We start from the raw sequence: 11,686 nt of genomic DNA on the forward strand, positions 1-11,686 counted from the left end.
AATTACTCTTTATTTAGTTGGATTGATTTATTCTCGTTTGTTTTTACTACTTTAGGAGTATCTGTAACTAGCTCATCTTCAAAGAGCATACGTACGGAAGGAGTATAGGAATCGTCATACTGTCCATTCTTTACAGAATAAATAAATGCTGTAAAAAAAATAATAGCAACAATTATACTTATTGTTAATAACACATAAATAACACTCATACCTACCTGAATTCGGGCGTAAAAATACACCTGTGATTATCCAAAAAAAATGACATTTGTCAGTTTTTTAATATTTTTTATTCTTTTTTTTGTTTAATTTTCTTCCTAAAAGATTCGTTGCGATCGTCGTAAAAGCAACAACACTGATAGAGCTTAAGGGCATTAATATTGCCGCTATTACAGGTTGTAATTGTCCAGTAATTGCAAAGTATAAACCTACAACGTTATATAACAAAGATAGAAGAAAACTCCATTTAATTATCTGCATTGCTTTTTTTGAAGCTAAAATAAAAGAATGTAAATCTTTAAATTTTGTAGCATCTAGAATACCATCACAAGCAGGTGAAAATACATTCACATTTTCGGATATTGCAATACCAACATTACTTTGAGCTAAAGCTCCCGCATCATTTAAGCCATCTCCTATCATCATAACCATTTTGCCTTGGTTTTGTAAAGATTTTATAAACTCTAGCTTATCTTCTGGCTTTTGGTTAAAATATAAAGGAGTTAGTTTTGGTAATAATTTTTCTAGCCTAGATTTTTCTCCAGAATTATCTCCAGATAAAATTGCTAGGTTTAAGGTTTGGGACATTGCAGTAAATAAGTCTGCTAATCCATCTCTATATTCATTATGAAATACAAAACGTCCCTTGTAATTGTCATTACTACTTATATAGACAGATGTGTTTTCAATATCTTTTGTTTCTGTATTACCAATAAATTCTGCAGACCCAATTTTCATGGTGTCCTTTTCTTTGGTTCCAGAAATACCTTTGCCTAAGTGTTCTTCATATTCATCAAGGGTAATAATATTTTGCTCGGAAAGCATATCATACAAAGTTCTGCTTAATGGATGATTAGAAGAGCGTAAGGTGTTTTTTAATAAAGATTCTTCTTCTTTATTAAGGGTGTATCCTTCATAGGTGGCTGTACTTTTTTTAGCTGCAGTAATGGTTCCTGTTTTGTCGAAAATTGCAGTGTCTATTCTGGCAAGTTGCTCAATAGTATAGGTGTCTTTTAGGTAGAATTTTTTGTTTCCGAAAATACGAAGCATGTTTCCTAAAGTAAAAGGAGAGGCTAAAGCGATGGCACATGGACATGCAATTATTAATACAGCGGTAAATACGTTTAGAGCCATACTGCTATCGTAATAAAGCCAAAAGGCAGTCGCTGTAAATGCAATGCTTAAAACCGCAATTGTAAAACGTTTGCCAATACTATCTGTAATCGATTGAAATTTACTTGTCTTATTATTTTGAAAAACAGCATTGCTCCATAACTGGGTAAGGTAACTTTGCGATACCGATTTTAGAGCTTCCATTTCCATGGCACTATTTAGTTGTTTTCCGCCTGCATAGACCTTATTCCCGGACTCTTTTGTAACAGGCTCAGATTCTCCAGTAACAAAGCTATAGTCAATTTGTGTTTTCTTGCTAATTAAGATTCCATCTACAGGAATAAGCTCTTCGTTTCTAATAAGAATTCTGTCGCCTCTTTTTATATCATATACTTGAGCAGTCTCTTCTTTTCCGTTGCTAAGAATACGTGTTACTGCAATTGGGAAGTAAGATTTATAGTCTCTTTCAAAAGATAAAAAGGAATATGTCTTTTGTTGAAAAAATTTGCCTAACAATAAAAAGAAAACAAGGCCTGTTAGGCTGTCAAAAAAACCAGGGCCCGAATTAAAAATTATATCTGCAGTACTTCTTAAAAATAACACTAAGATTCCAAGGGATATTGGAACATCAATATTTAAAAGTTTAGAACGAAGGCCTTTGTAGGCAGATATAAAATAATCTTGAGCAGCATAGAAAACTACAGGCAAAGAGAAAGTAAACATTAGCCAACGGAAAATATCTTGGTATTTATTCAGCCAATATTCGCCGCCATCTATAGCGCTAGAAGCTAAATCAAAATATTCAGGAAAAGATAAAAACATGACATTCCCAAAAGCAAATCCAGCGACACCTAACTTATAAATTAGAGCTTTATTTGACGCTTCTTCTTTTTTATCTAAATCGTCTAAAGAAATATAGGGTTCATAGCCAATACGTGCTAGCAATATGACCAACTGTTTTAACGTAATTGTTTCTGGGGCGTATGTTATACGAACTGTTTTTTTAGGAAAATCTACCTGAGAATGATTAACGTTGGAATTTAATTTGTTTAAATTTTCTAAAACCCAAATACAAGAACTACAATGTATGTGTGGAATATAGAGATTTATTATCTGTATATTTTCGTCATTAAACTCGGTAAGTTTGTCAATGATTTCAGGATTTTCTAAGAAATCATATTTTCCATCGATTTCATTAGGAGTAGTGCCTGCAGAAGATTCTATGTCGTAATAATATGATAAATCATTGCTCTGAAATATCTCATAGACTGTTTTGCATCCATTACAACAGAATTTTTTATCATCAAATTCTATAGGGGAATTTCCACAATCGTCACCACAATGGAAACATTCTGCCATTTCTTTACTTACATTTGCTATACCTATTACAAAGGTGGTCAAATAGGTTGTTATAAAACATGACAATTGTCAGTTTTTTTATATATTGGTAAGAGTATTTTTGTTTAGTCAGGTGTAAAAATAAAGGGTATGGAAAGTAGATGTGAAAATTGTATTGTTCGTCAATTTAATTCTTTACGCGCGATGAGTAAGGAAGAACTTAAGGAAGTTTCTGATTCTAAGGTGACTAAGAAGTATAAGAAGGGAGAGACTCTTTTTGAGGAAGGTGAAAAATTGAATGGTGTTTTTTGTGTTAGAGAAGGGGTTTCTAAAATGTCTAAACTTAGTGCGAATGGTAAAGATCAAATTGTAAAACTAGCAACTACTGGAGAGGTTATAGGGCAACGGGCAGTAATTGTAGAAGAGCCTACTAATTTAAGTGCTATTGCAGTGAATGATATGGAAGTGTGTTTTGTTCCTAAAGAGATTATTGTTAATAGTATGCATAAAAATCCAGACTTCACTTTAGAAGTTTTACGCCATATGGCACACGATTTAAAAGAGGCAGATGACGTTATTGTTAATATGTCTCAAAAAACAGTGAAGCAGCGTATTGCCGAGGCTTTTTTGTATTTAAAAAATAATTATGGAGTAGATGAAGAGGGGTATTTAAGCCTTACTCTTTCTAGAGAAGACATTGCAAATGTGGTTGGTACTGCAACCGAATCTTGTATTAGAATTATATCTGAGTTTAAGAAAAAAGGATATTTAAAAACATCAGGAAAGCGAATAGGGATAGCCAATGAAAAAGAGCTGCAAGATTTAATAGATGGCTTTTAAATTTTTATATTGTTTATCGGGCTTAAACCCTTCTTTAAAAAGACTTTAGTTTTTTTAAAGAACGTTCTTATGTATTAAAGACCTCTATATTACTAGGGATTTCAATTGTTTATTTTTTGCTCTATTTAAAACTGATATTTGTCATAGTTTTAGAGATGTTGCCGTGCTAATTTTACAGTCTAGTTAAAAGAATAGCATGAAAAACATATTATTACCTACAGACTTTTCAGATAACGCATGGAATGCCACTAAATATGCCTTAGAATTGTTTAAAAATGAGACTTGTGTTTTTCATTTAGTCAATACATATACCCCTGCTATAGCAAATAGCCGTTTCATGGCAGCGACTCTCAGCGGAGGGCAAATGGAAGATGGGGTGCATATCGCATCCAAGAAGGGTCTTCAAACTCTTATTCAAAAAATAAAAAAAAGTTATAATAATTCTAATCATAGTTTCAATACTATTTCATCGTTTAGTTTATTGGTTGATGAAATAAAAGAGATTGTAGATGAAAAAAAAATAGACCTAATTGTTACAGGGACTAAAGGAGCTTCTGGTTTAGAAGAAGTTTTTATGGGTAGTAATACGGTTCGTATTATTAAATCTGTAAAGAATTGCCCTGTTTTGGCAATACCGCAATATTTTGATTTTGCCAGACCGTCTGAAATTGCTTTTGCTACAGATTTTAATCGCTTTTACACTGCATCAGAATTAAAGCCTTTAATAGATTTAGCAAAAACGTTTAAGGCAGTAATTAGGATTGTACATGTGCAATATGAGATAAAAGCATTGACAGAACTGCAACATTTTAATTTGGGAATGTTACGTAAGTATTTTGATGGTGTAGAACATTATGTACATACAGTGTCCGAGTTGAATTCTGTTTCTAAGACTTTAGAGGTTTTTAGTGCAGAGTTAGATATTCATTTATTAGCTATGTTAAATTTTCAACATAGTTATATGGAAAAAATGACAAGAGAGCCTATTGTAAAACGTTTGACTTTTCATACGCAAATACCCTTACTGGTAATCCCTGAGTTAGGAATGGTTTCTCCTTCTAGTGTTTCTAAAAGTAAGAAAGAGACTGTTGCTAGATAGTATATTCTAATTTTATTATTTACTACTCCAGAATTTATCTGCTTCTGGAATATTTTTAGTGCTACCCAACGTTAAAGGGTTAAAATTTAGTTGAGAAAAAAGATACCAAGTAGAGGAAGAAACTGCAGGTGTAAGGTCTGCAGAATCCCAAAGAAGGCTAGCTCCATATGTAGAGCCGTAATTTGTTGTATAGGGAATTCCTTGAGCATTTGCGAAAGAAGGACTTGTAATAAAAGTTTTTTCAAGATTTTTAATAATGCTATTTGCTTCTGCACTTTTGTTAGCTTGTTGGAATGCTACTAAAATTTGTGCCGTTCCCTCTAACCAAATAACATCTTTATCTTCATCAAAAGAGTATCCTGTTATCAATTTCCCATTTGTGGTATTGGTTTGAGTTGTTTTGTAGCGGTCTGTTTTTAATAATGTTTCTATCGGAAAATCTGGAAAAATACCAACACTTAAACCGTGGAGGTCTAATGCAAATTTATATTCTATATTTTCTGGCCATGCAGTTAATAATTTTTCTTTGGCATCCCAACGGTTTGTTTTTAAGAAAGAAAGAATATTGGCATGAAAATCGTCATACCCAGGAACAGCGTTAAAAGCTGTGACTATACCCTCTGTTACTTTAGGTATCTCAGTACCATCTTCGTTAAAACCACCAATTAAACCGCCATCTTCTTTTTGTAATGATCGTAGCCATTGCTCAAGACCTCTGGCCATAAGACTATATTTTTGTGTTCCTGTGGCTTCATGGTAATGATTAATAGCAATTAACAACCAAGCATTATCTCCCATCCAAGTTCGGCTTCCTTGTTCTCCTTTACTGTTTCTAAATTGGTAAAAACCCCCAGAACTACTCCGTAATTCTGTTTGAATTTTTTTATTAAAAAAATTGAATATTTTTTCAGCTTTGACATTTTCTCCTTGTTTAATATATAGCAAAGCTGCCAATGCATTGTCGTACAGAGAGACAAAATCGGAATTCTCGGAACTTTGTAATAATCCATTAGGTTGTTGCATATTAAAAATCCATGTATTCGTTTTTGTTGCGGCAGCAGATAAGTTTATAGGACTAGGCTCTTCTATAGGAGTTACTTCCGGGACTAATTCTTCGGGTGATAGAATTTCGGCAGTTATTTCTTCTTTAGAACAGGAGTTTAGTCCAAAAGAAATGCAAATAAAAAAAAGGGATGCTATACGCATAAAGAATAAATTATTTAGTCCTTTACAAAGGTAAATAACAAAAGAGAGAAGAAAAGAAATACTAGTCTAAATGTAAGATTTTTCGCTATACAGGAGGCTCTGTACTTTTAGTCTTAGGTTTTACGAATTTAATCGGATAGCGTTCTTTTTATGAATTGAGATAATTAACCGATGAATGGTGAAAACACATGAATGTAAGGCTCTATTATTATTTTTAAATTAGTTAGAAATAGTAGAGTCTACTCTTTCCATAAAGTTCCTACAAACATCTGGTTTTATATTAAAACCTTTAGTATCTTTGAACTGTTGTGTTGTGCTTCAATTTTAATTGAAGCCAGGTGTAGATATCGATGGTGATCGATACTATCCAATGAAAGGCTTTCCATATCGGGAAGCTTTTTTTGTTTGCTCGATAATCGAGATTTTAATGCCCCGAGGTAGTTTACTATTTTTTGGAGTTGATGATTTATAGCTGGTTATGATTGCTTAGAGTAAAATGGATTAAAGAAGACGCTAATTTCGCTGTTTGGTTATCTCTGTCATATTTGGGGTTGAATTCTGCCAAATCTAAAGAGATTAATTTTTTTGAAGCTATAATTTTTTGAAGGCATTTTAAAACAATACTTGGAGCAAAACCCATAGGTGAGGCTGCACTTACTCCAGGTGCGTAGGCAGATGAGAATCCATCCAAATCAATAGTTACATATACTACATTGACCTTAGAAATAAAAGAATCTATTTTTTTTGCTATTCTTTTATAATTTGGGAGATTAAAATTTTCATTTTTAATATGTTTTACACCTAACTTTTTAGCAGTTTTAAATAAAATTTTTGGGTTCGCATCTTTGCGAATTCCTAAGCATAAATAGTGAAAAGGCATTTTGTCGGACTCGCAATCTTTCGCAATTTGATAAAAAGGCGTTCCAGAGTTAGAGCCGTTTTCATCGGAACGTAAATCAAAATGCGCATCAAAATTAATAATACCAATACGTTTATTATTTCCTATGCTTTTTTTAATGCCATTGTAATGCCCGTATGCAATATCATGACCTCCACCGATGACTATCGGAAAGCATTTTTTTTCTAAAATTTGGGAAACGGTATTGGATAAATTTTCTTGTGTAGTTTCTAAATTCTCCTGTAGGCATTCTATATTTCCAAAATCGTAGAAATGTCTTTTTTTAGAAAGAGGATTGGGCATTGGTGCCAAGGTTTTTTTAATGATGTTTGGTCCATCAACAGCTCCAGTTCTACCTTTATTCCGTTTTACACCTTCATCGCAAGCATAGCCTAAAAGAGCAAAGCTTTTGGATTGTACTATCTCTAAGTTGTCTTCTAAAGAGGTGCATTCTATTTTTTCATGAATATATTGTTGGTCTTCAGAAATTCTTCCAGTCCAGTTTTTAGATGATGGAGCTTTGTAGTTAGTCATATAAGCCTTCTAAGATTTTGTCTTCTACTAAGTTAGGTAAAGTGACCTTTAATTCGGGCGTTCTTTGCATTTCTCTTTCAATAGCGAAAATGGCTTCTTTATTACGTGCCCAACTTCTACGAGAAATACCGTTGTTTACATCATAAAATAGCATGTTTTTTAATCTTTTAGAGGCCTCTTTAGAGCCATCCAGCACCATTCCGAAGCCTCCGTTGATAACTTCTCCCCAACCAACACCACCACCATTATGTATAGAAACCCAGGTAGCGCCACGGAAACTATCGCCAATTACATTATGTATGGCCATATCGGCGGTAAATTTACTACCGTCATAAATATTACTTGTTTCTCTATAAGGAGAATCGGTGCCACTAACATCGTGGTGGTCTCTACCCAAAACAATAGGAGCAGAAAGTTCTCCTGAATTTACAGCAGTATTAAAAGCTTCTGCAATTTTGGCTCTTCCTTCTGCATCTGCATATAAAATACGTGCTTGGGAGCCTACTACTAGATTATTCTTTTCCGCTTCTTTAATCCAAGTAATATTGTCTTGCATTTGCTGCTGTATTTCTTTTGGGGCATCCTTTTTTATGTCCTCTAAAATTTGGCAAGCAAGTGCATCTGTCTTTTGTAAATCTACTGGATTTCCAGAAGTACAGACCCATCTAAATGGGCCAAAACCATAATCAAAACACATAGGTCCTAAAATGTCTTGTACATAGGAAGGGTATTTAAAATCTATGTTGTTCTTAGCCATAACATCTGCTCCAGCTCTAGATGCTTCTAATAAGAAGGCATTGCCATAATCAAAGAAATAGGCACCTTTTGCAGTATGTTTATTTATTGCCGTAGCATGTCTTCGTAATGTCTTTTGTACTTCTATTTTAAATTGTTCGGGTTGCGTAGCCATCATTTGGTTGGCTTCTTCAAAAGTAATATCCACAGGGTAATAACCGCCAGCCCATGGATTGTGTAAGGAAGTTTGATCAGAGCCTAAATGAATAAATATTTCTTCGGTATAAAAACGCTCCCAAACCGTAACTATGTTCCCTATAAATGCAATAGAAACTATTTCTTTCTGAGTTTTGGCTTGTTTAGTTCTGGTAACCAATAGGTCTATATCTTCTATAAGCTCATCTACCCAACCTTGTTCGTGTCTTTTACGAGCAGCTGTTTCATTCACTTCTGCACAAATAGTAATACAGCCTACAATATTTCCTGCTTTTGGTTGTGCGCCACTCATACCTCCTAAACCAGCAGTTAGAAAAATTTTCCCGCTTGGGTTTTCTTCTTTTAGGAGTACTTTTCTAAAAGCATTCATAACCGTAATCGTGGTGCCATGGACTATGCCTTGGGGGCCAATATACATGTAAGAACCAGCGGTCATTTGCCCGTATTGGGTAACTCCTAGGGCATTGTATTTTTCCCAATCGTCTGGTTTAGAGTAATTAGGAATCATCATGCCATTGGTTACTACTACTCTTGGTGCCTCTTTGGTGGAAGGAAACAACCCCATTGGGTGGCCAGAATAAATATGCAAAGTCTGCTCCATAGTCATGGTAGCCAGATACTGCATAGTTAAGAGGTACTGCGCCCAATTTTGGAAAACCGCACCATTTCCTCCATATGTAATTAGTTCTTCTGGGTGTTGTGCAACGGCAGGGTCTAAGTTGTTTTGTATCATGAGCATAATGCTAGCTGCCTGTGCAGTTTTTGCAGGATACTCTGAAATAGGTCTGGCATGCATTTTATATGCTGGCATAAAACGATGCATATATATACGACCAAATTGTTCTAATTCTAAGGAGAATTCAGTAGCTAATTCTATATGCCATGCTTTTGGAAAGTAACGCAAGGCATTACGCAATGCAAGAATTTTTTCTTCTTTAGAAAGAATATCTTTTCGTTTTGGTGCGTGATTAGCATCCTTGATATAGGCTTTTTTAATAGGCAATTGCGATGGAATTCCCTGTAGAATAGTTGTTTTAAAATCCATGGTATTTAACTATTGTGCTTGTTGTATACAAGTGTTCCATTTTTCCATACCATACAGGGTTTTAAATTGCCCTGATTGTATAGAATTTCGTTATAATTATCGGTATGAAAAATACTTAAATCGGCTAGCATTCCTGGTTTTAATGTGCCGCGATCTTGTAAGTTTAATGCTGCTGCTGCTCGGAAGGTAATTCCGGCTAAGACTTCAGCATTGGTAAGTTTCTGGAAAGTTCCTAAAATAGATGCTTGGGTTAACAAATCTCCCATAGGAGCAGAACCTGGGTTATGGTCGCTTGCTATGGCTAAAGCACCACCAGCATCTAGTATTTTTCTGGCAGGAGTAAAGGCGCAACCTAAGCCAATAGAAGCTCCGGGTAAGGCCATTGCAATAACATCACTTTTTGCTAAAAGCATTATCTCTTTTTCTGTACTAGCTTCTAAATGGTCTGCGCTTATGGCTTTATGCTCTATTGCTGTTTGGCTTCCGCTAGTTGAAAACTGGTCGGCATGTACGGTAATATCAAATCCAAACTCTTTAGCCTTTTCAAAATAGGCTTTAATCTGCTCTTCAGAAAAAGCACTTTCTTCAATAAAGGCATCAATCCTATTGGTTAGGCCTTCTTCTTTTAATTTTGGAAATAACGTAGTACTAATTTCTCTAAGATATTCTTCTTCGGAGCCTGTATAATCTTTGGGTAGCATATGAGCTGCCAAGCAAGTAGAAATTAAATCAGATGCGGTGGATTTGTTAGCTTCTTTTATGGCATAAAGCATTTTTAATTCTTCCTCCACAGAAAGACCATAACCACTTTTTACTTCTAGCGTAGTAACACCATTTTTTAAATGGCGATTCGCTCTTTTTATAGTATTTTTTGTAAGCTCTTCTTTGGTAGATTTTCTAGTTTGTGTAACGGTATCCCATATTCCACCGCCTGCTTTAGCTATTTCTAGATAGGTTTTTCCAGCATTACGCATGGCGTAATCGGTAGCCCTTGTACCTCCAAAACAAATATGGGTATGCGCATCAATTAAACCAGGGAGACAAACATGTTTCCCTTTTAATGTTACAATATCCGTAGTATTGGTGTTAGCATACATTTCAGAAAATTTTCCGATAGCGGCAATAACATTGTCTTTAATTAGAATTCCTGCCTCCGAAATAATTTGAAGTTTATCATCTGTTAGGGCCCCTTTTAAGGGTAAGTTGTCCATGGTTATTACCTGAGAAAATGGACCTATGAGTGTTTGTTTTTGCATAGCCTTAATATACTTCAAATTCGTTAGAGTATTGGGTTTTTAGTGATATATCCTCTCTTTTACAAGTTTCATTAATCACCTTAATAATGGTTTCGTTTTGAACGATTTTTATACCCATTTCAATATCATCAGCAAACACGCGGTCTTTGTCTGCAAAGGTAACCTTGGTACGTATTTCTTTATGAATTTCATCTAATAAGATGCCAGATTTTAGAGGTTTTCTAAACTCAAAAGCCTGTGCTGCAGTTAACAATTCTATTGCTAAAATTTTCTCTACATTCTCAATAACCTGTAATGCTTTTCTACCACCAATAGATCCCATACTCACATGATCTTCTTGTCCTAAAGAAGTAGGGATGCTATCCGCACTAGAAGGAAAACAAAGACCTTTGTTTTCGCTAGCTAAAGCTGCTGTTGTGTATTGCAAAATCATATATCCAGAATTAATTCCGGTATCTTCCATTAATAATTTGGGTACACCTGGGCTGTTACCTTCTAAAGCCAAATAGATTCTACGGTCCGAAATATTTCCGATTTCTGAAGCTGCCAAACAAGCATAGTCTAATGCCATTGCAAGAGGTTGTCCATGAAAATTTCCACCGCTAATGGTTAGTTCCTCATCAATTATAATAGGATTGTCGGTAACAGAATTTAATTCCACTTCTACCAATTCTTTTAAATGTAACCATGCGTTTCTAGAGGCGCCATGTACTTGTGGAATACAACGCAAAGAGTAGGGGTCTTGTACCCGTTCGCAATCGATATGGTCTTCCATAATTTCAGAACCTTGTAAAAGAGATTTTACTCTGGAAGCTACATGCTTATTTCCTTTAAAAGGGCGTAACTCATGGAGCTCCTTATAGAAAGGCTTAATAGAACCTTGCAATCCTTCTATCATCATAGCACCAATAATATCTGCTTGCGATAGGCAGCTTTGTAATTTAGCAACCACTTTTACGGCATGTGCTGCTATAAATTGAGTGCCATTAATTAGAGCCAAGCCTTCTTTAGGTCCAAGTGCTATGGATTCTATTTTTTTTAGCTTAAATAGGGTGTTGGTCGGAATAGTTTCTCCTTCAAACTTTACCTTCCCTAAGCCTATTAGAGGAAGAAACAAATGAGATAATGGAGCTAAATCTCCCGAAGCTCCAACGGAACCTTGGGAAGGGACAATTGGTATTGCGTTATTT

General features: G+C 34.9%; 9 protein-coding genes. 2 read left to right on the forward strand and 7 right to left on the reverse strand.

The genetic code is table 11. The features are described from left to right. Positions 1–2: 2 nt before the first annotated feature. Together ccoS and QZZ51_RS03485 are read right to left on the reverse strand one after the other, a co-directional pair. On the reverse strand, positions 3–209 hold the full coding sequence (gene ccoS, locus QZZ51_RS03480) for a cbb3-type cytochrome oxidase assembly protein CcoS (protein ID WP_291865936.1): 207 nt from the start codon (positions 207–209) through the stop codon (positions 3–5). A gap of 67 nt (positions 210–276) precedes the next feature. Next, positions 277–2,688 carry a heavy metal translocating P-type ATPase metal-binding domain-containing protein gene (locus tag QZZ51_RS03485; RefSeq protein ID WP_291865951.1) on the reverse strand — a complete coding sequence of 804 codons (2,412 nt, stop codon included), beginning with the start codon at positions 2,686–2,688 and terminating at the stop codon, positions 277–279. A gap of 129 nt (positions 2,689–2,817) precedes the next feature. On the opposite strand from QZZ51_RS03485, the gene QZZ51_RS03490 reads away from it, so the two are divergent. Together QZZ51_RS03490 and QZZ51_RS03495 are read left to right on the forward strand one after the other, a co-directional pair. Beyond that, the gene (locus QZZ51_RS03490; protein ID WP_291865937.1) at positions 2,818–3,507 is read left to right on the forward strand and encodes a Crp/Fnr family transcriptional regulator; all 690 of its coding nucleotides are present in this window, start codon (positions 2,818–2,820) and stop codon (positions 3,505–3,507) included. Positions 3,508–3,703: 196 nt separating this feature from the next. Beyond that, entirely contained in the window at positions 3,704–4,606 is a 903-nt protein-coding gene (locus QZZ51_RS03495) for a universal stress protein (RefSeq protein ID WP_291865939.1), read from the forward strand. A gap of 15 nt (positions 4,607–4,621) precedes the next feature. Here the strand turns inward: QZZ51_RS03495 and QZZ51_RS03500 are convergent, their stop codons facing one another. The 5 genes from QZZ51_RS03500 to QZZ51_RS03520 form a co-directional block, all read right to left on the reverse strand. After that, complete coding sequence (locus QZZ51_RS03500) at positions 4,622–5,812, reverse strand: hypothetical protein (protein ID WP_291865941.1); 1,191 nt, start codon at positions 5,810–5,812, stop codon at positions 4,622–4,624. A gap of 466 nt (positions 5,813–6,278) precedes the next feature. Next, positions 6,279–7,244, reverse strand: coding sequence for a formimidoylglutamase (hutG, locus tag QZZ51_RS03505; protein WP_291865943.1), 966 nt, complete (start codon positions 7,242–7,244; stop codon positions 6,279–6,281). Next, positions 7,237–9,240 carry a urocanate hydratase gene (locus tag QZZ51_RS03510; RefSeq protein WP_291865945.1) on the reverse strand — a complete coding sequence of 668 codons (2,004 nt, stop codon included), beginning with the start codon at positions 9,238–9,240 and terminating at the stop codon, positions 7,237–7,239. Before QZZ51_RS03510 ends, hutG begins: the two co-directional genes overlap by 8 nt. A 5-nt stretch (positions 9,241–9,245) precedes the next feature. Next, entirely contained in the window at positions 9,246–10,496 is a 1,251-nt protein-coding gene (hutI, locus tag QZZ51_RS03515; protein WP_291865953.1) for an imidazolonepropionase, read from the reverse strand. A gap of 4 nt (positions 10,497–10,500) precedes the next feature. Next, the coding region (locus tag QZZ51_RS03520) for an aromatic amino acid lyase (RefSeq protein ID WP_291865946.1) at positions 10,501–11,686 on the reverse strand (1,186 nt) is incomplete at its 5' end.

The sequence above is a fragment of the Maribacter sp. genome (genome assembly GCF_016744255.1).
Lineage (GTDB): Bacteria > Bacteroidota > Bacteroidia > Flavobacteriales > Flavobacteriaceae > Maribacter_B.

Coding starts and splice junctions, on each gene's coding strand:
- ccoS (WP_291865936.1), bottom strand. CDS start 209: ATGAGTGTTATTTATGTGTTATTAACAATAAGTATAATTGTTGCTATT.
- QZZ51_RS03485 (WP_291865951.1), bottom strand. CDS start 2,688: ATGGCAGAATGTTTCCATTGTGGTGACGATTGTGGAAATTCCCCTATA.
- QZZ51_RS03490 (WP_291865937.1), top strand. CDS start 2,818: ATGGAAAGTAGATGTGAAAATTGTATTGTTCGTCAATTTAATTCTTTA.
- QZZ51_RS03495 (WP_291865939.1), top strand. CDS start 3,704: ATGAAAAACATATTATTACCTACAGACTTTTCAGATAACGCATGGAAT.
- QZZ51_RS03500 (WP_291865941.1), bottom strand. CDS start 5,812: ATGCGTATAGCATCCCTTTTTTTTATTTGCATTTCTTTTGGACTAAAC.
- hutG (WP_291865943.1), bottom strand. CDS start 7,244: ATGACTAACTACAAAGCTCCATCATCTAAAAACTGGACTGGAAGAATT.
- QZZ51_RS03510 (WP_291865945.1), bottom strand. CDS start 9,240: ATGGATTTTAAAACAACTATTCTACAGGGAATTCCATCGCAATTGCCT.
- hutI (WP_291865953.1), bottom strand. CDS start 10,496: ATGCAAAAACAAACACTCATAGGTCCATTTTCTCAGGTAATAACCATG.